At 43.7% G+C, this 24,324-nt stretch carries 27 protein-coding genes and 1 pseudogene; 17 read left to right on the forward strand and 11 right to left on the reverse strand.

The features are described 5' to 3' along the window. The first annotated feature begins 147 nt into the window (after nucleotides 1–147). The gene (locus tag IC007_RS01070) at nucleotides 148–1,146 is read left to right on the forward strand and encodes an MFS transporter (protein ID WP_149528227.1); all 999 of its coding nucleotides are present in this window, start codon (nucleotides 148–150) and stop codon (nucleotides 1,144–1,146) included. Nucleotides 1,147–1,459: 313 nt separating this feature from the next. Here the strand turns inward: IC007_RS01070 and IC007_RS01075 are convergent, their stop codons facing one another. Beyond that, nucleotides 1,460–1,717, reverse strand: coding sequence for a hypothetical protein (locus IC007_RS01075; protein ID WP_054846415.1), 258 nt, complete (start codon nucleotides 1,715–1,717; stop codon nucleotides 1,460–1,462). 369 nt (nucleotides 1,718–2,086) lie between these two features. Between IC007_RS01075 and glgX the strand changes: the two genes are divergently transcribed. The 4 genes and pseudogenes from glgX to IC007_RS01105 all read left to right on the forward strand — a co-directional run bounded on the left by glgX (nucleotide 2,087) and on the right by IC007_RS01105 (nucleotide 8,493). Beyond that, on the forward strand, nucleotides 2,087–4,225 hold the full coding sequence (glgX, locus tag IC007_RS01080) for a glycogen debranching protein GlgX (protein WP_149528228.1): 2,139 nt from the start codon (nucleotides 2,087–2,089) through the stop codon (nucleotides 4,223–4,225). A 5-nt stretch (nucleotides 4,226–4,230) separates the two neighbouring features. Next, nucleotides 4,231–6,336, forward strand: a complete 2,106-nt coding sequence (locus tag IC007_RS01085) for an alpha-amylase family glycosyl hydrolase (protein WP_149564583.1) — start codon at nucleotides 4,231–4,233, stop codon at nucleotides 6,334–6,336. Nucleotides 6,337–6,522: 186 nt separating this feature from the next. After that, a pseudogene (locus tag IC007_RS13605) lies at nucleotides 6,523–7,662 on the forward strand (RNA-guided endonuclease TnpB family protein). A gap of 276 nt (nucleotides 7,663–7,938) precedes the next feature. Further along, complete coding sequence (locus tag IC007_RS01105; RefSeq protein WP_054846914.1) at nucleotides 7,939–8,493, forward strand: hypothetical protein; 555 nt, start codon at nucleotides 7,939–7,941, stop codon at nucleotides 8,491–8,493. Nucleotides 8,494–8,768: 275 nt separating this feature from the next. Here the strand turns inward: IC007_RS01105 and IC007_RS01110 are convergent, their stop codons facing one another. The 3 genes from IC007_RS01110 to IC007_RS01120 all read right to left on the reverse strand — a co-directional run bounded on the left by IC007_RS01110 (nucleotide 8,769) and on the right by IC007_RS01120 (nucleotide 11,110). Continuing rightward, on the reverse strand, nucleotides 8,769–9,800 hold the full coding sequence (locus IC007_RS01110) for a M28 family peptidase (protein WP_054846913.1): 1,032 nt from the start codon (nucleotides 9,798–9,800) through the stop codon (nucleotides 8,769–8,771). Nucleotides 9,801–9,919: 119 nt separating this feature from the next. Next, nucleotides 9,920–10,294: a CBS domain-containing protein gene (locus IC007_RS01115; RefSeq protein WP_054846912.1), complete on the reverse strand. Its 375-nt coding sequence runs from the start codon at nucleotides 10,292–10,294 to the stop codon at nucleotides 9,920–9,922. A gap of 144 nt (nucleotides 10,295–10,438) precedes the next feature. Further along, the gene (locus tag IC007_RS01120) at nucleotides 10,439–11,110 is read right to left on the reverse strand and encodes a DsbA family oxidoreductase (RefSeq protein WP_149528231.1); all 672 of its coding nucleotides are present in this window, start codon (nucleotides 11,108–11,110) and stop codon (nucleotides 10,439–10,441) included. Nucleotides 11,111–11,291: 181 nt separating this feature from the next. On the opposite strand from IC007_RS01120, the gene IC007_RS13400 reads away from it, so the two are divergent. Beyond that, a complete protein-coding gene (locus IC007_RS13400) occupies nucleotides 11,292–11,468 on the forward strand; it encodes a hypothetical protein (RefSeq protein WP_167747972.1) in 177 nt (58 codons plus the stop codon). Nucleotides 11,469–11,739: 271 nt separating this feature from the next. On the opposite strand, the gene IC007_RS01130 is transcribed toward IC007_RS13400, so the two are convergent. Further along, nucleotides 11,740–12,216, reverse strand: coding sequence for a PaREP1 family protein (locus IC007_RS01130; RefSeq protein ID WP_054846644.1), 477 nt, complete (start codon nucleotides 12,214–12,216; stop codon nucleotides 11,740–11,742). An 832-nt stretch (nucleotides 12,217–13,048) separates the two neighbouring features. Here IC007_RS01130 and IC007_RS01135 point away from each other — a divergent pair. After that, entirely contained in the window at nucleotides 13,049–14,272 is a 1,224-nt protein-coding gene (locus IC007_RS01135; RefSeq protein ID WP_054846646.1) for an MFS transporter, read from the forward strand. Between the two features lie 288 nt (nucleotides 14,273–14,560). On the opposite strand, the gene IC007_RS01140 is transcribed toward IC007_RS01135, so the two are convergent. Both IC007_RS01140 and IC007_RS13990 read right to left on the reverse strand, forming a co-directional pair. Beyond that, nucleotides 14,561–15,280 (reverse strand): CBS domain-containing protein, encoded by a 720-nt coding sequence (locus IC007_RS01140; protein ID WP_054846647.1) that lies wholly within the window; start codon nucleotides 15,278–15,280, stop codon nucleotides 14,561–14,563. Continuing rightward, complete coding sequence (locus IC007_RS13990) at nucleotides 15,277–15,408, reverse strand: hypothetical protein (RefSeq protein ID WP_256202713.1); 132 nt, start codon at nucleotides 15,406–15,408, stop codon at nucleotides 15,277–15,279. Before IC007_RS13990 ends, IC007_RS01140 begins: the two co-directional genes overlap by 4 nt. A 70-nt stretch (nucleotides 15,409–15,478) precedes the next feature. On the opposite strand from IC007_RS13990, the gene IC007_RS01145 reads away from it, so the two are divergent. From IC007_RS01145 to IC007_RS01155, 3 genes are read left to right on the forward strand one after another with little or no spacing between them, the layout of a single operon-like run. Beyond that, nucleotides 15,479–15,931: a hypothetical protein gene (locus IC007_RS01145; protein WP_054846648.1), complete on the forward strand. Its 453-nt coding sequence runs from the start codon at nucleotides 15,479–15,481 to the stop codon at nucleotides 15,929–15,931. Then, complete coding sequence (locus IC007_RS01150; protein WP_054846649.1) at nucleotides 15,931–16,338, forward strand: OsmC family protein; 408 nt, start codon at nucleotides 15,931–15,933, stop codon at nucleotides 16,336–16,338. The genes IC007_RS01145 and IC007_RS01150 overlap by 1 nt, the downstream gene beginning before the upstream one ends. A 40-nt stretch (nucleotides 16,339–16,378) precedes the next feature. After that, a complete protein-coding gene (locus IC007_RS01155; protein ID WP_054846650.1) occupies nucleotides 16,379–16,705 on the forward strand; it encodes a hypothetical protein in 327 nt (108 codons plus the stop codon). Here IC007_RS01155 and IC007_RS01160 read toward each other — a convergent pair. From IC007_RS01160 to IC007_RS01175, 4 genes are all read right to left on the reverse strand, one after another. Continuing rightward, entirely contained in the window at nucleotides 16,683–17,321 is a 639-nt protein-coding gene (locus IC007_RS01160) for a hypothetical protein (protein WP_054846651.1), read from the reverse strand. The genes IC007_RS01155 and IC007_RS01160 overlap by 23 nt on opposite strands. Before the next feature lie 617 nt (nucleotides 17,322–17,938). Beyond that, a complete protein-coding gene (locus IC007_RS01165) occupies nucleotides 17,939–19,033 on the reverse strand; it encodes a lipoate--protein ligase family protein (RefSeq protein ID WP_054846652.1) in 1,095 nt (364 codons plus the stop codon). A gap of 1 nt (nucleotide 19,034) precedes the next feature. Next, a complete protein-coding gene (locus tag IC007_RS01170; RefSeq protein ID WP_054846653.1) occupies nucleotides 19,035–19,481 on the reverse strand; it encodes a glycine cleavage system protein H in 447 nt (148 codons plus the stop codon). 327 nt (nucleotides 19,482–19,808) lie between these two features. Continuing rightward, nucleotides 19,809–20,087, reverse strand: coding sequence for a MarR family transcriptional regulator (locus IC007_RS01175; protein WP_054846677.1), 279 nt, complete (start codon nucleotides 20,085–20,087; stop codon nucleotides 19,809–19,811). A 105-nt stretch (nucleotides 20,088–20,192) separates the two neighbouring features. On the opposite strand from IC007_RS01175, the gene purE reads away from it, so the two are divergent. The 7 genes from purE (at nucleotide 20,193) to IC007_RS01210 (ending at nucleotide 24,234) form a co-directional block, all read left to right on the forward strand. Continuing rightward, the gene (gene purE, locus IC007_RS01180; protein WP_054846654.1) at nucleotides 20,193–20,669 is read left to right on the forward strand and encodes a 5-(carboxyamino)imidazole ribonucleotide mutase; all 477 of its coding nucleotides are present in this window, start codon (nucleotides 20,193–20,195) and stop codon (nucleotides 20,667–20,669) included. Further along, nucleotides 20,666–21,730, forward strand: a complete 1,065-nt coding sequence (locus IC007_RS01185; RefSeq protein ID WP_054846655.1) for a 5-(carboxyamino)imidazole ribonucleotide synthase — start codon at nucleotides 20,666–20,668, stop codon at nucleotides 21,728–21,730. Before purE ends, IC007_RS01185 begins: the two co-directional genes overlap by 4 nt. After that, a complete protein-coding gene (locus tag IC007_RS01190; protein WP_054846656.1) occupies nucleotides 21,727–22,077 on the forward strand; it encodes a winged helix-turn-helix domain-containing protein in 351 nt (116 codons plus the stop codon). Before IC007_RS01185 ends, IC007_RS01190 begins: the two co-directional genes overlap by 4 nt. 129 nt (nucleotides 22,078–22,206) lie before the next feature. Continuing rightward, a complete protein-coding gene (locus IC007_RS01195; protein WP_149528232.1) occupies nucleotides 22,207–22,656 on the forward strand; it encodes a hypothetical protein in 450 nt (149 codons plus the stop codon). Between the two features lie 178 nt (nucleotides 22,657–22,834). Beyond that, the gene (locus tag IC007_RS01200; protein ID WP_054846658.1) at nucleotides 22,835–23,722 is read left to right on the forward strand and encodes an FAD-binding protein; all 888 of its coding nucleotides are present in this window, start codon (nucleotides 22,835–22,837) and stop codon (nucleotides 23,720–23,722) included. Nucleotides 23,723–23,803: 81 nt separating this feature from the next. Then, entirely contained in the window at nucleotides 23,804–24,016 is a 213-nt protein-coding gene (locus IC007_RS01205) for a hypothetical protein (protein ID WP_054846659.1), read from the forward strand. Then, entirely contained in the window at nucleotides 24,013–24,234 is a 222-nt protein-coding gene (locus IC007_RS01210) for a hypothetical protein (RefSeq protein ID WP_054846660.1), read from the forward strand. The genes IC007_RS01205 and IC007_RS01210 overlap by 4 nt, the downstream gene beginning before the upstream one ends. The last annotated feature ends 90 nt before the right edge of the window (nucleotides 24,235–24,324 follow it).

A 24,324-nucleotide genomic window follows, 5' to 3' on the forward strand; every position in this document is an offset into this window, starting at 1 on the left:
CTTATACTTTAATTTCTAGTTTCTTTTTAGTGTTTTCACATTCCGCGTCAAAGAAGTATGTAACTTACATGAAGAGTTTCATGAACTTCATGACTCTCATAAGGGCTATTGAGCTACTTTTTATTTGTCCTACTTCTAGTTTTAGCCGTGAGAGTAAACCTGCCTATCGCGTCGTCGTGGTTCCTCTGGGGTTCGTCTTACTACCTTTACTACCCCTATCTTTCAATTTACCTGCAAAAAGTCCTGGGAGACAACTTCTCCTTCTCTTTTGTAATATTTACCTTGGCTGCTATTCCATTTTCCTTGTTAGGAGGTATCTCCCATAGGCTGATAGGAGTTAAGGCATCAGCCTTTTTAGGGATGTTCCTCAGCGGAATAGGCCTATTTCTAATTCGATCTTCGTCAGCTCCAATTCCATTGCTTTTGTCTGGGATTCTGACCTATTCTTTCTTCGTCTCTCTGCCGAACTTTTACTCCATGATGTCTTCCCTTGATAGTAAATGTATAGCTAGAGTCTGGTCCATCTCGATCATTCCTTCCCTCTTCATGCCTTTAGTGGGAGGCATGATATCGCAGTATTTAGGTATCTCTGCGGTTTTCTTGATAGCCTCCATCATCTCATTTGCGTCCGGTATCCCCGTTCTCTTGTTGAGAGTAACCCTGAGGGGTGGGAGGGGAGAATCAATGAAGCTTCTTCCCTTCCTTTCAATGATACCGATAGCCATGGTATTCCCTTACGTTTACGTTTACCTGAGGTTGAATTTCGGATTCTCATTAGAGGAAATAGGATTGATCTCTACCGTAGCTGAAGCGATAGGCATGATCTCGTCTTTCCTGTCTACAAAGAATACAAGTAGGACGGCAATGATAGCTCTCCTAATTCTCTTCTCTTTTTTAGGCTTAGAAAGCGAGATACCTTATTTCTCCATAACCTTCGGCTTATGGGAAGCAATAATACCTGTTTCCCTAGAGGGTAGCAATTCAGTTACCCCTCAGGACTTCGGTAAAGTGAACGCTGCCCAGCAAAGTGGTTGGCTGATTGGATTCGTTCTGTCCTATCTGTTGGGGGAGAAGTCGCTTGTCTTCTCCCCAATTATTTCCATTATACTCGCACTACTCGTAGTCAAGTCCAGAAGGCTGATTTAGAGGAAGATTTTTTATAAAAATTAAAAAGAATAGAATAAAAAAGAATGAGATTTTCCCTTTCTCCTGAAACGATAAGCTTTGTCTCATTCGTGATGACCATATATTGGAATTTCTCATTGATTTGGAGTTTAATGAAGATATCTAATTGTACTCCTAAGCTGTCTAGATGTATATAAATAGATAATATCAAACAGAAGAAAAATAAAATAAAACAGGTTTATGAGGACCTATGCCTTTATCTTGAGTTCTATGCTAAAACGTATCTTGCCTTTACTATTATTTACTATAAGGCTGGTCAAGTATGGCGATTAGTTCACCATCTGCTTAGAGGCTTTATGTTCTTAGCTTCAGACAAGTCTACTATAGAGTACCCGCTCATTTGCTTTAGGTATTTGATTACTCCCTCCTTGTCCGTTAGTATGTAGTCAGTTCTTACTGCATCTTTCTCTGGGGACGTTATTTCTATTCTGTAACCACTAACTGATTTTCTTATAACCACGGAACTGTATTTCCCTTTCAAGCATAGTAGTCCCTTATCTAGAAGTTCCTGCATTGTACTGTCTATTTCCATGCTATAGCTATTTGCAGTGGAGTTTTATGCAGGTTTTCCTAAATGAAAATGGTACTACTGAATGCCAAACCTCTTTTAAAAAAATGTCTGATACAAATTGCCGAAGCCTAATATGTTTTAAAACAACGTATTTAAAGAGGTACCTGAAACCAGTAGTTATAATAACCTTGGTTGCCTTGTGAATTTTGCACCTTGGTTAAACTGAAGGAGGTTTTAGTTTCTCTAAAACTGAACTTTTACGAATAACTTTCCTGAAATCCTTAATGTCCTGAAATCCCTAATGATTAGTTTCTCTCATTTTTCTATCGTCTCAATACTAATCAAGTTAAGTAAGTCAAATTTTAAGAACTTGAACCATTATGATAAGGTATGACAGACTGGAGGGATATCCCCCTAAGACCCGGAAACCCTTACCCTCTCGGCGCAACTTGGATCGAGAATGAGGACGGAGTAAACTTCTCAATATTCTCGGAGAACGCTACGAAGGTAGAGCTCCTACTTTTCTCACACAACAAGAACTATCCTAAAGAGGTAATTGAGGTCAGGAACAAGACAGCTGATCTGTGGCATACTTTCGTCCCTGGGACGAGGCCGGGACAGTTCTACGCTTACAGAATCCACGGTCCCTACAAACCGGAGGAAGGGCTCAGGTTTAACCCAAATAAGGCTGTAATAGACCCTTACGCTAAGGCAATTTCAGGGCAGGTAGAATGGGATGATTCCCTTTTCAGCTACAAGATAGGAGATCCAAACGGTGACTTGTCATTTGACGAAAGGGATTCTTCCTCTTTCATCCCGAAGAGCGTCGTCATAGATCCCCACTTTGACTGGGACGACCATCACTTCAGACGTACGTCATGGAACAGGACTGTAATTTACGAGATGCACGTCAAGGGGTTCACCAAATTAAGGGAAGACCTCGACGAGAAGGTTAGGGGGACTTACAAAGCATTGGCTTCGGACAAGGTCACAGGTTACCTGAAAGACCTCGGTATAACTAGTGTGGAGCTAATGCCCGTGCATCACTTCGTTGACGACCGTTTCCTGGCAGAGAAAGGGCTCAGGAACTACTGGGGATACAACACAATAGGGTTCTTTGCCCCGGAATGCAGGTATTCCAGCTCAGGATGCGACGGAAACCAGGTGAGGGAATTCAAGGAGATGGTCAACGCCCTTCATAACGCAGGTCTTGAGGTAATCCTAGACGTGGTCTTCAACCACACTGCAGAAGGAAACCACATGGGACCAACTCTTTCCTTCAAGGGGATAGACAACTTGTCTTACTATATGCTTGACCCAAAGAATAAGAGGTATTACCTAGACTTCACCGGAGTCGGAAACACTCTGAACATGAGTCACCCAAGGGTCCTTCAAATGGTCCTCGATAGCCTGAGGTATTGGGTTACGGAAATGCACGTGGACGGTTTCAGGTTCGACCTAGCTGCTGCGATGGCCAGGGAGTTGTACAGCGTGAATATGTTGTCCACTTTCTTCATAGCGATACAACAAGACCCAATTCTTTCAGTAGTTAAGTTGATTGCAGAACCTTGGGATGTAGGACCAGGGGGATATCAAGTAGGAAACTTTCCGTCATTCTGGGCTGAGTGGAACGGGAAGTACAGGGACACTGTAAGGAGGTTCTGGAGAGGGGACCAAGTGACTTACCAGGAAATGGCTAACAGACTTATGGGATCCCCCGATATCTACTTGGGGACAGGGAAGACACCTTACGCCTCCATAAACTACGTCACGTCGCATGACGGTTTCACTCTTCAGGACCTTGTAAGCTACGAGACTAAACACAACGAAAACAACGGTCTCAATAATCAGGACGGGACTAACGACAACTACAGCTTCAACTGCGGTCACGAGGGAGAGACCGACGATCCTAACGTTATTGCTTGTAGAGAAAGAATGAAGAGGAACTTCATTATAACTCTCTTCGTAAGTCAAGGGATACCGATGCTTCTAGGTGGAGACGAGCTTAGCAGGACCCAAAGGGGGAACAATAACGCGTTCTGTCAAGACAACGAGATATCTTGGGTGAACTGGAAGATAAGTGATGGACAATATGACTTCCTTAATTTCGTGAGGACAGCGGTGAAATTCTACGACGCCCACCCTCTCTTCAGGCGGGCTAAGTTCTTCCAAGGTAAGAAGCTCCTCGGGATGCCGTTCAAGGACGTGAGCTGGTATAAGGTCAGCGGTGAAGAGGTCGACGAGCATATGTGGAATTCACCCACCAAGGTCGTCATTTCCATTTTGGAGGGCGGAGTAATGGACGAGCACGACGAGTTAGGCAATAGGATAGCAGACGACACTTTCATGATAGTGTTAAACGCTGACGTTAACAAGGTCAGGGTAAAGGTCCCCGGTCACGGTAAGTGGTCAATAGTGGTCCACTCTTACCAAAGGCAGCTATCCGACAATGAAAGGGAGGTATCTAGCGGTGACTACTTGGAGGTAGAAGGCAGGGCAGCTCTAGTTTATAGGAGGACTTCATCGTGATCGTAATGTTCACCAGTACATACAGAATTCAAATGAGGGAAGATGGACCCGGCTTTCTAGACGTAGCAGACTTGGGGGACTACCTTTCGTGGTTAGGGATCTCCCATGTCTACCTATCTCCTTCTTTCAGAGCAAGGAAGGGAAGCACACACGGGTATGACGTTGTGGACTACGTGATCAGTGAAGCTCTAGGAGGTATGGAAGGTTATCAGAAGATGACCAAATCTCTTCAAGAGAGGGGAATAGGGGTAATACAGGACGTAGTCCCTAACCACATGGCTGTGAGCACTGAGAACTGGAGGCTCATGGACGTGTTGAAGAACGGAAGGGGAAGTCAGTGGAGCTCTACATTCGACTGGTGGGGAGACAAGATGACCTTACCTATACTCGAGGATGAACTAGACAAGGTTAAACACCTCATCAGTATAGATCAGGAAAGGAGGGAGCTAGTGTACAGAGACTGGAGGCTCCCACTGTGTGATGACGTGAACACCGTGGACGAAACCCTTGAGAAGTGTTATTCTCTGACTTGGTGGATCAAAGGCCCTTCCTATAGACGCTTCTTCTACGTCAACTGTCTGATAGGGGTGAACGTAGAGAAGGACGAGGTGTTTCAAGACCAGGTGAGGAACCTACCCAGAGTTGAAGGAGTCAGGATAGACCACATAGATGGGCTCTTAGATCCTTTTAATTACGTGGAGAAAATGAAGCGAATCTTTCCGCTAGTTCTTGTGGAGAAAATCCTTACCTTCGGGGAGGAACTTAAAATCCCCGCCCACGGCACGACCGGATATGACTTCCTGAATTACGTGAATCACCTCCTCATAGACGAGGAAAATGAGGGAGAGGTCGAAAAGGTCTATGAAGAGTTCACGGGGAGGCATGACGATCTGGAGACCATGATAAGGGAGAGCAAGAGGAAAGTGATAAGGGAGTACATGAGGAACGAGTTCTCCCACGTCGCAGGACTCGCTTCAAGGTCGTTGGGAAGGGATGTGAGCGAGGAGATATACTCCTTTACTGAGTGCCTTCCCGTTTACAGGGTTTACGGAGAGATCCCGTGCGACCCCACAGGGGTGATTCATGAATTGAAGGAAAGGGACCCATGGGTCTACGGCAAACTCCAACAGATACTCCCCGGAGCCTTCGCAAAGGGAATAGAAGACACGGTGTTTTACCGCTTCATGAGGCTCATGTCAGTTAACGAGGTGGGAGGCTTCCTCTCAAAGTTCGGTATCTCACAGGAGGAGTTCCACTCCTTCATGAAGTCCCGTCCCGAGACCACTATGAACGCTACGTCAACTCACGATACTAAGATGAGCGAGGACGTGAGAGCTAGGATAGACTACTTGTCGGAGATACCTAATGAGTGGGGGTCCAGGATCAAGTATTGGAGAGACCTACTCAGACCCAACGTTGACCCCGTGGACGAGTATAGATTTTACCAAGCCTTGGTGGGTTCCCTTGAGGACTTCACTCCGGAGTACGAGGAGAGGATTACCTCTTACATGATCAAGGCAATGAGGGAGAGCAAGGAAAGGACTACGTGGGAGAAGCCTAACGTGGGGTATGAGGAAAAGGTAATCTCTATGGTTAAGGACGCTTTCCATAACCGCTCTTTCAGGTCCGATGTCACCTCCTTTCTGACGGATGTGGACTTGAAAGGGAAGGAGAAGTCCCTCACCATGGTTTCCTTAAAGGTCATGTCCCCAGGGATAGCGGACTTCTATCAGGGGACTGAGGTATGGAACTACTCCTTGGTCGACCCTGACAATAGAAGGAAGGTAGACTTCTCCAAGATGAAGCAGATGATGGGGAAGGAGTCACTGGACGTTACAGACCCGTTGACTAAGGTGACATTGATCAGGAAGCTGTTGAAGATCAAGAGGGAAGTGATGGGCAAACCTTACGAGCCCATGAAAGTGGAAAGGGGGTACATAGCGTTCAAGAGAGGAAACTATGTGCTGATAGCCAGGACCCTTTCCAAAGCTAGAGGCCTTTCATTGAAGGTTTCTGGCACTGACGTGATCAAGGGCCAAGAGGTTCAAGGAGTTACCGACGACGACTTAAGCTTCCCCGTGTTAGTCCTTAAGAGTTTAGCCTCATCGTGACTAATAGCCACTTTTCGTGACTACTAGTCACCCGGCTTCATCACTCCTCTTATCTCCCCGTGCCTAGGTGATGCTGTGAAGATACTTTACAGAAAAAGGGGTTAAGGGGGCGGAAAGCCTCGCCTCTCTGAGGCGGGGATGGATAGTCCCCTTTGTTTAAATACTTCTTTTTTCGAAATTCTATTGATGGCTAGGAGGGTTAAAGCGATCAGAGCTACTGTTTCTATGAAGATCGCTCTCTGAACCCCTCCTAGCCCTCGTGAACAACTACGTGAAAGCAATACGTTTTTCGTTATTTTGGTTGAAGGAGAACGTGAGAAATCCGGAAGAGAAGGGAGTGTTAGGAAAAGTCCACGAGGAGTTATACACGAAGTTAAGAGAGGAATACGACCTACCTTCAAAGGTTGCTGAGGACTGTTATAGGGACGCTCTCGCGATATACAAGGGTTGGTACAACAACCCGAGAAGAGGACGTTTCCCGAGAGTGTACAAACCTACAGTGTGGCTACCCTAGAGCGAGCTATAGCGTGGACTTCGATAACATGACTGTTAGGATAGCGAGTGTTGGTGAAAACTACCACTGGGTTATCCCAGGAACCTCAAGGACTACATGAGTTGGAAGATGAAGGAGGCTAGGCTAGTGGTTAACCATGATAAGGCTTTCCTCAAGGTCGTTTTTGAGAGACCGAAAGAGGAAGTCGAAGCTAAATCAAGCGTTGCTGTTGATATCAATATGAACGAAATAGTTGTTGGCAAGGACGATACACACTACGTCAGGATTCCGACTCGCCTTCACGAGGTTCACCAGTGGAAGTCTTCAGCTGAAAACCTTCAAAAGAATTAACCCAAAGAGGTGGAGGGAGAACGAGAGGATTCTTCACAGGATTCGTTCTCTTCATCAAAAGGCTAAGAGGATTACGGAGGATGCTAGAAAAGTGGGAAAGTGGGTTGTTGAGGTTGCTGAGGATTTCGGTGCCAACGTTATCAAGTTAGAGAGAACCTCAAGAACCTGATTAAACGTGTTAACAAACTACCACTTGAATTCGGGGATAGGTTGTATTTGATGCAATATCGTAGGATTCAATATTGGGTTGAGTGGCAAGCTGAGAAGCGTGGCGGTCGTAGAATTCGTGAATCCCAGTTACTCTTCCGTTTCATGCCCTAAAAGTAGGAAAAGGATGGAGGAGATCTCTCATAGGTATTTTTCCGCTGTCCTTCATGCGGTTACGAGAACGATCGTGACGTTATTGCGATCGTAAACCTAAATAGGGGTCTCTGACCCTCTCGACTGCCCCTCAAATGAGGGATGTAAACCCGAACCGATGAGGGGAACCCCCGCCATAGCGGGGAGGAAGTCAGAGACAGATGACTAATTTTTATAAAAAACTCTTTTAGAAAACCTCAGAAATCACATCCACATCCTTTTGCAACAGAATAGACGTTCAGTAAGGACGTGAAGTCCTTTTCGGCATGTGAGATATCTAATTGCTTGTCAATTGATTATTTATTATATATTAGATTTATCTATTTTTCTTTTTTTAAATAAGTAAAATTCTCGTTTTTTTAAACAACTTTTAAAAAGGAACTGGCAGAATTATTTCTGTGAAGATAGGTCTGCTAAAGGACGTTAACGGAAATCTAAGCAACCTGGCTAATAGCGTGAGCTTCGTTACAATAAACGGGAGAGAAGAGGATGTCCATCTGACTTACGAGAAGCTTGAGAGAATTAGGAGAACCGACGTGTTGATAGGGCGAAGCTTTCTGGGAGGAGAGAGGGAACTACTTAGCCAATGCACGGATCTCTTGGTAGACTTGGATCCTTTGAAGGACATTGAGATAAAAGCCGGGAAGGTACAAGTGGGGAAGTTCGGGCTCTGCGTTGAGGGATCATGCGTGAAAGTGTCACACATCATCCCCATCAGGGATGGAGTATTCAGCGAAGTTAGTGTCGTTGATCTTCTTGACCTCGGGATAATGAAGGAGGTACATAGAGTTATCAAGAAGAGAGGGGTAATGAGGCTTTTTATCAGGGACAAATCCTGGGGTGGACCGGAGCCCAAGAGGGTAGTTGGCTACATAGAGGCGGCTAAGTTCGTTGTCATGAACGTTAAGGCTCACGGGATAGTCTGGGAATACGTCTGCAAGTCTTTATCTTGATGTTGGATTAGAATAAAACACGTCACTTTTCTAATTCTAGATATTCTCTATAATATGCACAGATATATTCTTGTGTTCAATTGAGCTCGCTTTATTTCCAAGAAAGAACCGCTTACGTAAACGCACTTTCTTATTAAAGCAGGATAATTTTTTTTAAAAGAAAGACAGACACTAATATTGAAGAGACCCACGGTACACCTACTGATATCATTTCTCAATTGTCACTGTACTTGATACGGCGAGAGTTTAGAATTTCCTTCTCGTCCTTATCTCTTCTATCCGAGCTGAGAGGTCAGATTCACGTAGTCTGGTAGGAAACGACTTTCCACCTTCACGTCCTTTTGTACTAGGATAGAGATGATTCTATTCAATTCTTTGCTTACCATAGAGAAATACATATCGTCTTCGGGTAACGGTAAATCAGCGTCGCTGTGATACACTGGGATCATGTCGTCGTTATACAGAGTGACAGATGGGACTCCCTTCGACAGGAAGGTCCATCCATCGGAGAAAGGGGTGGGCATCTCTATTCTCTTGACCTTGATGGACGAGCTCATGGCTAAATCCCACATCTCAGGAGGGGATGAGAATACTACTCTCATTGGATACAGCGAGTCCAGGACTACAGCAGAGCTCACTTTCCTAACGTCATATTGAAACGACCCAGTACAGCACCTCGGTCCCTCCTCGGACGGGAAGAAAACCAGTTTGACACCTCTTTTACCAGCTTTCGGTTGAATGGAAAGTAACGTGGACACTGAGAAAATGTTATCGTGAAAACCTGATAGCCAATGGTCATAGTGTGCCGAGACCACCACGTATTCGTCCTCTTCCCCTTCGAAACTAACCTCATATATGAAAGACGTAATATCGGTCAAACTCGACTTAACGTCAATTTCAATATCACCCTGAGGCTTGAAAGGTAAAGAGATCACAGGGATGTCGCCAGGGACTCCGATCCTCCTAGTTCTTCCCTCCTCGTAAAATATGACAGCCTCTGCTCCGTTCTCTTTCGCTACGTTGTAGAGGTCCTTTACCTTGAATGGGTGGTCTGGAAACCTAAAGGAAGCTATCTCCCTTCCAATCCTTCCCTTCGCGCTTCCCTTGGAGTAAGGCATGACAGTAGCTTTAACCTCTTTACCTCCTATGACCACGTTGGAGGAGAACTCCCACTTCTTAGTGGATATGGGCAGTCTCTTCCCTGAAGGGATAACGGACTCTATGAACTCTAGGACTTTCCTTTCCTGCTCTGATCCGTGGATCGCTTCTCCTATGCCGTAGATAGATGAGGCATACTTAGAGAACATAAGTCTTAGAACAGGAGAAAAAGGAAAAAAGTATTGATGAGATGAAGGTTCCGACTTAATAAATAAGTTTGCCTGATTCCTGGTATCTGACCTTTTACGTCTCCCCCCGACCCGTTGGATCAAAGGGAAGGAAGTACTTTAGCTATGTCAGTTATTGCGAACATTCCTATTATTTCTCCTTCCCTGTTCTTCACTGGGAGATGTCTTATTTTGTTTTTACTCATCATCGCGACAGCTTCGAAAACTTCCATGTCTTCATTTGCGGTAAGTAGATTCCCTAAAGATGAGGCTAACCTTACTTCGTCGTTGGGGCTTAGACCTAGCGACATTGCCCTGGTTGCGTCCCTGTCGGTGAATATCCCCTTAGGTACTCCGTCTTCCGTCACTATGATAGAGCCAACTCCTCTCTCCATCATTAGCTTGCATGCCTCTTTTAGTGACGTGTTAGCCTCTACTTGAAAGACGGGGGTAGTCATGACTTCTTTTACTTTCATGAATTAACGTTCTCTTCGTTGTACTTAAATTTGTCTATATCTCAAAATTGCATGTTAAAATACTCCGTAATAGCTCATCAGAAGTTCTGTAACGGCAAAAAAGGATCAAGTCGCTTCCTGTAAGTTTTGGATTCAGACAAAAGATCACTTTTCCCAATAAGCCTTGAGCTCTGTCTCTCTCGGCTCTCCGTTCTTCAAAACGTCATTTATCACGCTTCTTATCTTTTCTTCCTCAGGAACTCCCCTGATTAACCACTTGTCGTTCACCAAAATCGCCGGAACTCCTCTTAGCCCCATCGCATGAGCTTCCTCTTCATCTTCTAAAACTTCGAGTTTAGCCTTCTTAGACTTGTACTCTTCCTTGAATTTGTTCATGTCGAGTCCAAGGCTCATGGCCGTTGACAGAAGCACGTCGTCTTGGGTGACGTCCTCACCTTCAAGGAAGAATTTGTCCTGTAGAGCATCAAAGTACTTCCAGTGCATGTCCTCTCCTCCCTGGTGTTCAGCTGCCTTACATGCCATCAGGGGAGGGAGAGACCAGACCCACTTTATCTTACCCTTAGACAACACCTTATCAGGGTCGTAATCCTTAAGGTAGTTCTTCAGGATGGAGAACTCGCCTCTGAACAAATTCACAGCGCTCTCCTCATCAGGCGCAGCTGCTTTCAAGTCCTCCAGTGAGGAAATGATCATGAAGGCCTTGTGGACTACTCTAACCTCCCCTTGGTATTCCTTTACAATCTTCATGAGCCTTTTCGAAGTTATATAACAAAAAGGACAGAGAACGTCATGAAAGAACGTGAATTTCACTGTCATTGATACCACCTTTCATATAGATCACCTCCTCAGGTTTAAGGTTTGCTTCAGATTTCAGGTTCTGATACTGATATCCGAGTTACAGAAAAAGGGGTTAAGGGGGCGGAAAGCCTCGCCTCTCTGAGGCGGGGATGGATAGCCCCCTTTGTTTAAATACTTCTTTGTGAAATATCTTTCAGTGATGCTAATGACGCTCCTCCCCAGCTTGACCGAGGGCTTAGGACTGTGGGAGGAGCAATTAATATCTCTCCTTTCCTTTAAGGGACTAGAGCTCGGCAATGAAAGTCCCCTCTTTTCAAGTGGGGGGCTCTCTGGCTACCCCGACTGCCCACCAAATGAGAGATGTAATCCCGAATAGATGGTGGGAACGATGAGCCACTCTGGAAGGGAACCCTCGCCGTGGCGGGGAGGAAGTCGGATCAAACCTATTAGTGCTCTCTCATGCAGGATTCTTAGGATTAATGAAATATTCTTATCGCAGTAAGCTGTACTCCCCTATCACTGATTCCTTGGAGTAAACTGTTAGAACTAAGGTGAGGCTTTTAGGTGAGTTCATCATCTGTGCATCAAGATTTCTCTTGGTATTTATCTTAACAGGCAATTCAAATGGGGCGGAAATTCCTTCCCTCTTAGGTTGAGAGTTTACTCTTTATGAACTCTACTATGAGGAGTATATCCTTCTTCACTAACTCTTCCCCAGTATACCTAGAGATCTCTGCATCCCTATCATACCCGTTATATTGAAAGTCGTGAAGATCTAACGCTATCTCGGTTACTAGCCTAAGTTCATCATCACCCATAATTGACACTATCTCCCTCAACTTACTGCTCGGCATTATTGCAATTATCCAGTCCACTCTATCTACGACCTTATTTGGAGAAATTCTTCTTTTCCCAGGGTAATATTTTGAAAGTGAATCTCTATGATTTACGGAAATTCCTGCAATGTAAGCTTTTACTGCCTGATAGACCTTACCTGCTGAATTCCTAATGAGACCATCATTTAGAAATCTCTCAGCTAAGTCTGCCTCATATAGTGCCTCTTTGAATCTATCCATCTGATATCTTTTAGTGTCGGTCCAAGGTTTTGTAATCGATTCCGTCATAGTAGAATATATACGTTAATCAAATAAACGCTTTCTTGGTGGAAAACGGAGCCGAACCACTTTACTATATAAGTGGGAATAAGGCCTTATGTCTACCATGATTTATCACTATGCAGAAAATTTAGAACAAGATGATTACATGAGTAACGAATATCATGTGCTTTGTGGGTAGATTCATCTTTTAAAGGATCAACTATATGCTTACTTTTTAAATTAAGGTCTTGATCTTGAAATTAGGAGTATATAATAAGCTCAACGCTTAGAAGAGTTGAAATAAATCATAGACCAGATCCACGAGGGTTATCATTCGAGAAGTTATTATTCTGTCTGACTAAAACTTGCTCTATAATAGATCCTCACAGAAGCCTTCTAGAAAAGCTAGTTACGACCTTGTTAGAAGCTCTAGTCATGGACTAGACTCTATGGTGGTTATTGATATTCTTTAACTTGGTAGGAGTTAATGGGGCGAGAGTCTCCTTCCTTGAGGGAGTATATAGCTCCCCACTACAAAATAAATATTTTTATAGTTATATTATATATCGTGCATTTCTTAGACCTTGGCTGTAAGAGCTGGGTAGGACCCCAGGACTGCGGAACCTTAGGCTTGTGGAGAAACCTCTGTAACCTCTCTACACGGTGCAATAAGGCGGTTCTGTTCGATGGAACCTCTGCTGTTAGTGAGGACGGATCTATGTTCCTCCGAGAAGCAGGAAATTTTCACCATGAGGTGGATTCAAGCCAGGAGACGGGGTAGTTCACTGATCATAATTCTCTACATCTTTAATCGTTTCAATTAAAAAGATTTTTAACTAAATATTAGACGTAATTGTCTATGAAAGAAAAACCTCTAGTTTCGAGCCTCCTCATAACTTTCTTCTTAGGAGGTATGGAACTAACGGTAAGTGGATCTTTTAATTTGTTGATTGCAACCTCACTGGGATATCCTGCAGGAGAGGAGTTAATACTCTCCTCTTATCTGGCGGGGACGGTAATTGGATCTTTCGTCTTCGGGCTGTTAGTCGACAGACTTGGTAGGAAGAGGGTTCTGGAAGCGGGACTTCTCATCTTTGCACTGGCATCTCTTCTCATCTCACTTTCAAACAACATAATGATATTTCTCCTCATACTTCTCTTCCAAGGAATGTCAATAGGAGGCGACTCAGTTGCAGGATCTGTTATGATAGTAGAGATGATATCTCAGAAACTTAGGGGAAAGATGTTCGTGATTCTCTCGACAATATGGTTCGCGGGAGATCTGGCAGCTTCAATCCTCGGACTGGTCCTCCTTTCTCACTTCCCTTCATACTTAGCTTGGAGAGTGGCATACGCCATAGCGGGCGTGATCGTGATTCCATTTGCGCTAATTAGGTTCTTCCTTAGGGAGAGTGAGGTCTGGGCAGAGAGGGGGAAGGAAAGAGTGAGTTTAACGGAAACCAAAGGGTTGATATTATCTTTGACTATCATCTCCTCCCTCGATTCAATTATCACTTATGTCTTTCCATTCATAGTGATTCCAGATTTCGTTGGGCCTTATTTAGGTCTGAACCAAGTGGAGGCAGCATCGTTCACTGACGAAGCATTCATTTGGGGTACCCTAGCTTCAATAATAGGAGGATTCACGGTAGTTCCTCTCTTGATAGACAAGCTGTCTAGGAAGAGATCCGTAATACTTGGTCATGGGTACATGGCGCTTGCTTTCCTTTTCCTCGTTTTCTCGATAGCAGCGAAGAACCAGATGGCGATTTTCATAAGCTTCGGAGCCCTCTCCCTCCTGTCACCTTTAGGTCTGTTCGCCGTGTCACTCTTGGCAGTTGAAGTTTTTCCCGCATCTGCTAGAGGGAAAGTGAACGGGTTGATATCCGGAGTCTCCAGCATAGTTTCTGCAGTTATCCCGCCGGGCCTCTTCGCTTTAGGTTTTCTCCTTGGGGCCATTCCGGAGACCGCTTTAATGGGAGGTTTAGCTATGGTTAATGTGTTGACAATTTCGCTGAATAAGATTACCGATACAAGGAAATTAAGAATGGATGAAATTGAAAGGATGTATCACGAGGTTTAACTGAAAAATCAAGATTAAGGCGGTTTTTGAGTTTTTCCGTATTATTCCCGTGTTTCAGATGACATTAGTAAGAAGCTTACTGCATCAATCGAGAAAAAACATGTGATAAAGATCGTGAGGCATTTCACGTATATCCTCTACCTAAGGGAATTTAATCCTGAATTGAAAGTCTTCATCATATTACCTAAAACTAGACTTAGTGCATTTATCTCTATTTTTATCCAAACTTGAAAAAATGTAAATATTTTAGAAAATATACAAAACATTTCCTTCATTAAGGAATCTTCTTTACAAAGACATGGCAGCTATCATTTCTCTCTCGCTCAAGCTACCCAATAACGTTCTCGGATCAACCACGGGCAGGAAACCTATGTTGTGTTCCACCATGATCCTGCGGGCTGTCTCCAGTGTTGAATCTGGGGTTACTTTAAAAGGGGAGACAGTCATGAACCCTTCAACCTTCACCTCAAGTGATCCCTTGCTTAACATAGCTCTGGAAATGTCTCTCACTGAGATTATACCTACGGGGAGGCTGTCCTCAACTATTACGGCATGTCTTACCCACTTCTTCTTCATGAAATCGACTATTTCCTTTATTGTTGCGTCCTTGCCCGCTATAATAGGATCTATGTTCATTACGTCGCCTACATTGCTGGAAGGGGGTTTACAATACCTTATCAGGTCTCTCTCAGTCACTATCCCTTCAACTTCAACTCCGTCACCTACTAGGAGGGAGCCCAAAGCTTGTGATGTCATGATCCTACATGCCTCTTTCAATGTTGCCGTAGGCATGACGAACTGAACGTCCTTGGATGCCACATCACCGACCTTCTTATTCAGGTCTCCGTTGTAGACTATGTCCCTGATTGTGAGTATACCAGTTAACTTTCCGTTCCTCACCAGCAGCCTTCTCATGTTCATTCTTAACATTATATCTAGGGCTACTTTCAGAGTAGTCTCCTCTGAAACGCTTGCTACCTCCTTGGTCATTACCTCTGAAACTTTCATGGTTTCACTATCTGGAAACCCTTACACCTTTGAAGACATTCGGTCAGGGTTACGGTTGATCCCCACTTGCCGTCTTTATTTACCAGACACTCCTGTATGCATGGGTCCTCTATTTTTGCTTCTACCACTTTCAATCACCAATTCATTATGAGGTTTACAAAGGAAAAAATTTTTCTCATTCATTTTATATAGATAAACATGGATAGTGTTAAAGTGAAAGTAGGTAATTTAGAGTTAGACGTGGCAGGAAAAGTCACGCTTGACAAAGAATACACGGTAGTGAACGTTCCTGACGCGGACGAATACAAGGGATTTCCTCCATCATGGGAGTTCGTCAAGTCACATATGCTTACGTGGAGACCTTACTTTAAGGGCAAAATAATGGAAGTTGGAGAGGACAGGATACCTATCCTTGGGGACTTCATACTGAACCTAACAGAGGAGATGCACGACTTCCTCCTGGCAATTTACGATACCTTCAAAGCAGGCAGGCCTAGCATAGAGACAAACATAAGCACTGTAATAACCGAGCAGTTGAACGAAGTAGAGCGAAAGCTAGGAAGGTCATTAACGTCAGACGAAAGGACCGAGATGTATGTAAGGTATGGCGTGGAGGCAGCTATCCTTCGGGACATAGGTGTTATAAATTGATGACATTCACGGCTGAAGGGAAGGTTGAGGGAGACCATGTAAGTGTATGTGCAGGCGGAAGCGAGATAAAGATAGGTCTAATGGGATCTGATTACCCAACTCCGGAGGAGGTGTTACTTGCCTCTTCCCTTTCATGTCTGATGCTCACAGTGGTTTACGTCGCAAGGGAGAAGGGAGTTAAGTTGGACGAAGTGAGCGGATGCATACAAGGCGACATGGACCCGCGAGGTTTTCAGGGAGAGCCCGGGATACCTCCAGGAGTGCTGGAGGTGAGGTATAACGTGAGAGTAAAGGGTAATGACGCTAGAATTAAGGAAATAATTGAAGAGTCTGAGAGGAGGTGCCCCATGAAGGACACATTAGTGAGGAGTGTTAAGGTGAAGGTCAACTGGGATATTGAAAGTTGATTTTTTAAATTTAGTCAAGAAAATATAATCAGGTGAAATTATGAGTGAAGAACTTGTAAAACCAGGAGAGAGGGCAGTAGAGGAAATGGAGGGATACATTAGAGATTTGCTAGACGTCATGAATGATATTTTAGCTAAGAACAAGAGAGCGTTAAGCGACGCGGGGATATCTTCCAGGCTAGGAGTTCTCTTAGGTGTGATGACTATGCATCGTTACAATCCCGATCTTTTCATGCAGTACTGGAACGAGTTCAAGTCCCTCGTGGAGAAATGCAAGGCAGTACCCACAGTGAAGGACAGGGTAAGTAACGAGGTAGATCCGCTCATAGCTCAAATAGAAGCACTTAAGAGCGGTGCTGGATTATAAGTGACGGTAACTGGTTTTCTGCATTCGCTAGATGTTTTTCAATCTCTCCTTTGGCTAGTGAGGAGAAAGGTCCAGAATACCATTCCTTTATCTTGATATCGCATTTTTCCTTGGATATGCCGAAAATCAGGAAATCGAATCCAAACGACACCTTGGCTATTGCGATCTTCTGAGAGGCGTTGTACTTGACGGTGAAGGAGGTCTCCTTCAAGGATACGGTGTTCACGGTGAGAGGTGTATCCCAACTTAAAACCCATTTTATTCTGAGTGTGTACGTGTTCTCTCCCATCCTGGTCACCGACTTTATTTGAGGGATGATTGCAATTAGGATAGTAGGATCCTTTATTACGTTGTACGCTAACTTGGGATCTGTGTCAACCTCTATCAGGGTTGCCTTTGAAACTGCGTCTTTCATCTTAGGGTAAACTGTTATCTTTAAGACGTCCCCTTCTTTTACCTCGTTCTTCTCCATTTCCAACTCCTCAGCGATCTCCTCAACTATTCCCTTCAGTTTATCATCAACTAAGAATGTAGCGGATTCGCTTTCATTCAGAACCTTCATTATGGTTATCTTCGCCATTACTTCGTTAAAGTTAAGTAGATTATACTCAGTCATTGTGATTAGTGTTTTCTCAGTAAATATTAAAACTAATGATCATGACTTGATTTAGAATTATTTTTATATTTTCTTTATTTTAGCTTAATAATATTACTAATTTCCTATTCTATTTAGGCAGCTACGCGTTAACTAACAATGAAATTTGACGAAGTCGCTATGCGTTGAAGTGGAGGTAAAGACGAGAGCTCTTCAGGTGGAGTATCGATATCTAGTAGACATATATTCTCATAGGCGTAGTTTGTCCGTCAGCCAAAACATGACTAGGATAGCTCCAAGAAGTTCCTCAAACAATCCCTTCAGGTTTGAATGGACATCTAGCCTGAATTCTCTTAGATTCCCCTACTTTTCCCTCGGATTCATCACTCCTTTAGTCGTCTATACGAGCTATTTTCTAGGTGGGTTAAGCTAGTTGGTTTTCATCTCACATGCATCAGTTAGCGTGAGCATGAATAACCGTAGAAAATACTAAGAAAAATCTACATAAAGAAAGAGAGAGAAGAAAAGATTAAATTATTTCAAATATAAATAAGATAACATAAAGAAAGAGAAAGCAATCTCTTATCACTATCTTCATCACCTCCAATTAAAAAAGAAGGGTCATGAAATTCTTACAACTAAATTATTTCCTGTATTTCTGGTTTGTTCATCAATTCGTTGAAGACCTTCACTAAGTCCTCTTGAGTAAACCCGAATATTACGGGCTTCTCCTTTTCAAAGAACTCCTTTATCTTCGTTTCGACCATGGAAGGAACAGTCCCCTTCAGGAAGTCCTCTAACCTCTCGAGGAAACCTGGGGGTGACATGACGAAGAAATCTCCGGAGATAGATACTTCATCGATCACCTTGTTGAAGACCCTTACGGTAACCCTCAGGAGTTTCCTAGCCTTGTAATCTATGTGACATAAAGCCAGGGAAGAGTTTATCTTAACACATCTCTCAGTCCTCAAATCTGGATGTCTGTTGTCCTTGAAGTATACCCAGCTCTCGTTCACCTTCTCTATAGCAAGCTTTTCCCACTCCTCTATCTCCTCAGGGGTAAGGTTTGAGTCCTCAAACTTCACGTTCAGCTCTCTCTCAAATTCTTCCTTGATCTTTCTGGAGATCTCTTCCTTCGGCGGAACGTATCCTATTTCGTCCTTGATAGACGTTAACCACTCCCTCATGTCTTTCGCCATTTTATCCCTGAATTTCTCTGACGGTACTCTTATGCACTTGCTCATGAGTTCCACGTCCAAGTTCAGGAGTATGTTTCCAGTCACGACCACTGCCTTTCCTCTCGACATTGCACCATTTCCACTTATCTTCTTTCCTTTCACTACTATGTCCTGGTCTTTTAACGTAGCCTCTATGCCGTAGCTTCTTATTACGTTTACTATGGGAGTGAGGAACTTCTGATATAGTGCAGAGGGGGTTGAGGGAGCGTCTTCCTGCCTGACTACAAGGAAGAAGTCCTGCTCCCCTGGAGTTATGACTACAGTTCCTCCTCCTAAATCCCTCCTGACAACCGGTATTCCCATTTTCTTAGTGTACTCAAGGTCAACCTCAAGCCAAACCTCTTGATGAACTCCTACGTTAACGAAAGGTTCCTTAACGCCAAAAAGAAGTAGGGTGTTCTTGCCTCCACCAGAAACGTAATCAGCTACGGAAACGAAGGAAGTGACCATGTGGTAGCCGTCTTGTGGAGGCAGGTTAACATACCTCCAGCTCATCTTAGAGCCTCTTGCACTGGAGCTTCTCTCCGTTTATGATCTCACTCATTTTAGCTACTGCGTCTGATCCAGTCAGCAGCTGCTTTATTTCCTCTGGATTGCTCACCTTCATCTTGACTAACCATCCTTTTCCGTAAGGGTCTTGGTTAACTAGCACTGGACTCTTCTCGACTTCAGTGTTTGTTTCTATCACTTCCCCAGTGACAGGTGAAGGTACTGGTCCAGCCCACTTTCCACTTTCCATTGTAGAGACTGGTTTCCCTTTCTCTATCTTCATTCCCTTTTTCTTTATTCTGACCTTAACTACTTTACCTGCCATGGTCTGAGCCACGTCAGTTATTCCAACCAATATTGTATCTGAACCTTCTACCTTTGCCCACACCGTGTTCTTTCCCTCTATAAAATAATAGAGGTCCTCCGGGATCTCACAGTTTGAAACGTTTGCCAAATATATCCCCTGTTTCTCTATATCTAATAAAAAACTAAAAAACTTTCCTATGAAGATGTACTTTATTAATAAATTTTAGAGTATGCGGTGTGTTGAAGTCTTAAGCGAAATTATAAGGCAGTGAAGTCAGGACTCGAGGAGGACATGATTCAAGAAACTTAAAACACGCAGCGACTAGGTTATTGTATAATCTCCTTTGAAAGTCCAGACCTTAAGATTTAAACACTCTTTTCCCTTATCATAACTTTGATGCAACTGAGTTCCTGTCCAGACTCGAGTGTAAAAATTATTACCTCGCCATGATGACTCTTCGCTCCTTCTCTCATGTTAACAGTTAAATTTCAAACATACGGTTTGTTCCATATTATTTACCAGATCTCTAAGATATAAATAATATTTGTATAACTCTTCCATACCTAGGTCCGTTATCTCCAGAATTACGTCCCCTTCGATCAGGACTTTCTTCTCGACTAATCCTTTATTCTCCAATGACCTCACTGCCCTGATTAACGCTCCTTTGTTCATCCCTGAATAATGTCTGATCTCCTTTACACTCAACTCTCCCTCTGATAGTAACGTAAGCACTGTGAGTTCAGTTACATCCATCACCATATTATAGCAAGAGGAAATAATAAACGCCTTTCACCAGCTAGAAGGGTGGAAGATTTTTAGTTTCATGTTTCCTTAAATTCCATCACATAATTTACACTCATGCCTCTCGTCGGAATAATCATGGGTAGCAAGTCTGATTGGGAAACCATGAAGGGAGCTTCTGATGTCCTGAAGGAGTTCCAGGTGGACCATGAAGTCAAGGTAGTCTCAGCCCACAGGACCCCAGACCTCATGTTTCAATACGCGAAGGAGGCCTCCTCTAGGGGGATAGAGGTTATCATAGCCGGAGCAGGAGGAGCAGCCCACCTCCCTGGAATGGTAGCCTCCTTGACTACGTTGCCCGTGATAGGAGTCCCCGTTCAGTCCAGAACTCTTAACGGTATTGACTCGCTCCTCTCTATAGTTCAGATGCCATACGGGGTTCCAGTTGCTACTGTGGCAATAGGGAATGCGAGGAATGCAGGGCTGCTTGCCGTGAGGATACTCTCTATAAAACATGAGGAGTTTAGGATTAAGTTGGAGAAGTTCTCAGAGGAAATGAGGAGAGACGTCCTGAACTCGGTGTTAGAGGGATGAATATAGGTATACTTGGAGGAGGACAGTTAGGTCTGATGATGATAAACGAAGGGAGGAGACTTCCTTTCAAGTTTTACGTTATGGACGAGCGTGAAGCCCCAGGGTGCGGGATAGCTGACAAGTGCTTCGCCCCGTCAGACTACAAAGAAATTGTGGACTCCTCTGATGTGGTTACGTTCGAGTTCGAACATGTAAGCGAGGAAGCCCTTCAGTACGCTCAGGACGAAGGCAAACTTTTACCTTCAATTAACTCTGTAGAGCTGAAAAGGGAGAGGTATAAGGAGAAAGAGTACTATCGTGATCACGGTCTTCCAACGCCTAGGTTCGTCGTTGTCAGGGGAGGAGAGGACGCCCTCAGGACTCTGAAGGACGAGTTCAACAACTATGGAGTGATAAAACAGTCAAGAGGGGGATATGACGGAAAGGGACAGTACTTCGTGAAGGGAGATCCCTCAGTTGCATCTCAAGTCAAGGACATGAACTGCACGTTCGTGGTAGAGGAGTTCGTGGACTTTGACTTCGAGGCCTCAGTCATAGGAGTGAGGTCGAGGAGAGGAGAGTTCTCAGCTTATCCTCCGACCTTCAACCTTAACTTGAAGGGAATCCTGGTTTACAACTACGGGCCCTATGGAGACCCTAGGATGCAGGAAATCGTGAGGAAGTTAGCAGATTCCCTAAACTATGTGGGGACGATAGGGGTTGAGTTCTTCGTGAAGGGATCATCAATCCTAATAAACGAGTTCGCGCCGAGGGTCCACAACACGGGCCACTATACTCTGGACGGTGCTATGTTCTCTCAGTTCGACCAGCACGTTAACGCTATAACAGGAGGGGATCTACTACCCACTGAATTAACCTCGCCTTCAGGTATGTTGAACTTGTTGGGAATAGAGAAAGTGCCCATCACTAGGACTGGAAAAGTCTATTGGTACAACAAGAAGGAAGCTAAGAAGAGGAGGAAGATGGGCCACGTGAACGTGGTAGGCAAGGACTTAGAGGACGTGAAAGGAAAGATTGATATTTTAATGAAACAAATTTATGATAAAGGATTGGACTTATGAGGTTTAACTTTAAGCTATGGGTCGAGACAGACGAAGGTAAGCCAATACTGGGGAAGGGAGGAATAGAAATACTGAGAGCCATAAAGAAGACTGGGTCGCTCACAAACGCGTGCAAGGAAACGGGAATGTCGTACAAGTTCGCGTGGGAATATGTGAAAAGAATAGACACTGCAATGGAAGGGGTTAGCATGAGGAAGGGAGGAAGAAATGCGGGCGGTTCTTCTCTTACACCGGAAATGGAGGAACTGATGAAAATTTACGAAGAGGCTCGGCAGGAAGTGGAAGAGGTTTTAAAGAAATACGAAAATAAGCTGAAAACAATTAGAAAAGATCCCCAATCAATTTAAAAAGCGAGGAAAATAACACGTTCCTTATCTAAAACAATATAAATTTTTTCATTAATCAGAGAGTTCGTAGCATGAAAAGATATAAAAGTAACTTAAGGGATTATAAACTTAAGGATCGAGGTGACGTATTTGCAGAGGCTAGATGACGTGTTTGCTGATATCTTTATGATTGTAGCTGTCCTTTTTGGTGTAACCTTGATAACAGCTGGTGTAGAACTTTTAATGAAATCTCCTGTGCTCTCTTATTTGATTACTGCTTTAGAGATAGAAGGAGTAGCTCTTCTAGTTTCTTTCTTAGCTAATGCATTCATTCCACTTAGTGAAGATAACCAGTTTGAAGAGCCAGAGAGTAAGCCTGAAATTAAGCAGAGCGTGAGCACGAAGAGAGTTTCGCCTGATGAAAGAGGGTATCCAATGGATTCAGACTTAATACCAATAGATAGGTGGTACGACGATGAGAAAGGTATGTGTGTAAAAGCTATGTCAAAGGATGGAGGAGATAATTTCACACTTTGTTATAAACAGATTCCAAACGAAATAGATAAACAAGGCGGAAAGAGTAATGATAAAAGGAACTGAATGTAAAAAATGCACTTTTTGAAGTAAAAAATCAAAAGTTAATAAACTAAGTGCCTTTTAAAGTTATAAATAGAACCCGAAAGATCCCATTATTCATACATTAATTTCTAACTAGATACTACCTCTCTTCTAGCCTCTTGTTTTAAAAGTTTTTCTCAAGAAGTATGATATCATGTTAATGAAGCCTAAAGATGAAATTGAGGTCATGCAGATTCTTGGAGAATATTCAAAGACAGGGAAGAAGATAAGGATAGTAGGTACTGGAACCCACGACGCAAGGTCTATATCTAAAGCCGAAGACGTCATGTCTACTACAGAGATGAGCGACTTTTCAATTCATGAAGGTGTAGTTGAATCTTATGCGGGAGCTCTAGTTCCTAAAATAAGGGAAGAGGCTGCGGAAGAAGGAATGCTCTTCCCTGTAATATATGACGGAACTGTAGGAGGAGCGCTAGCTCAGAACACTGTTAGCTCCCTTTCCACCGGGTTCGGTACACCCTACGACCTGACTGAGATGGTGAGGTTTGTCACCCCAAGGAGAACGTTTGCGTGGAAAGGTGTAATAGGATCCAAGGGGATGCTGGGAGCTATAACTTATTCAAGGATGAAGACCTATGCAAGGCCTAACCACGTTTATATCTATGAGAGGACTACTCCTGACCCGGGTTACTTCATGTTATACTCCTTCATTCTCTCTAAGTTCAAACCTATCGCCTTTGTCATGGAGTATGAGGGAGGGAAATACAACGTCCATGCATCTTTCATGAAGTCAGACCTTCCGATTGAGGGCTTCTCCGTGGATGAAGGGATACCTGCAGTAGAAGAGAGCGGGGGACCAAGTGCTGTAGTACAAGTCGATTCTCTCATTAGTGACTTCAGGAGAATCACGGAAGAGACGAACCCTGCTTATGCCTATGCGGTCTACGGATACAACTACGTTTTCGTGTACAGTAGCGAGCTAGAGCAGATATCTGAGATGGGGTACAGGGTGTTTCATAGAGGATCTGTACACCCAGCACAGCTTAAAGTGAAGAAGTTTCTTGACTTCACTAATACAATTCTATAATGACCCCCAAAGCCAAACTAAGACTCATCTATGGAAAGAATTTATCTTGATAGAGTTAAGGGGGAAAGACCCTGATTAGGGATGGTAGTCCTTACAGTGAAAGTGGATGGAAAAAGCCTTGTATTTCAATGGCAGTTGCAGGTAAGGCAGGAGTCACCGAGACACCTCCAAGCGAGGGTCTTGTATACGCTCCTGTTCATTAGTAGTCTTCAGGACACGTGGAATATTCACTCAAGGTCAGGTAGGAACGACCCTGCTCTGCCTCTACCAGTCCTAGGCAAGGTAGAGCCATGAAGCAGGAAGCCCCTCTTAAGGGCGGTGCAGTTAACAAAGAACATATTCCATTCTGGTATTTTACACAATTAACAGTCTTCGCAGAATCAAATTCATTATTACTTTCTAATGAAAGAGTTACCTCCTCACTTCATAATCTGAGAAGTACTTATCAGCTACATGAAACTTTCTCATCAACTTTAGATCTCCAGTTTATGGAATTTACTATTTTATCTTAAATATGATATCTTTAAAAAGAATAAATTTCTAGATTAGAGAATTTTAATTTAAATTAGCAGGAATTTTCCTTTTAAAATCCTTATCTACGA

This window comes from Sulfuracidifex tepidarius, assembly GCF_008326425.1.
GTDB classification, from domain to species: Archaea; Thermoproteota; Thermoprotei_A; order Sulfolobales; family Sulfolobaceae; genus Sulfuracidifex; species Sulfuracidifex tepidarius.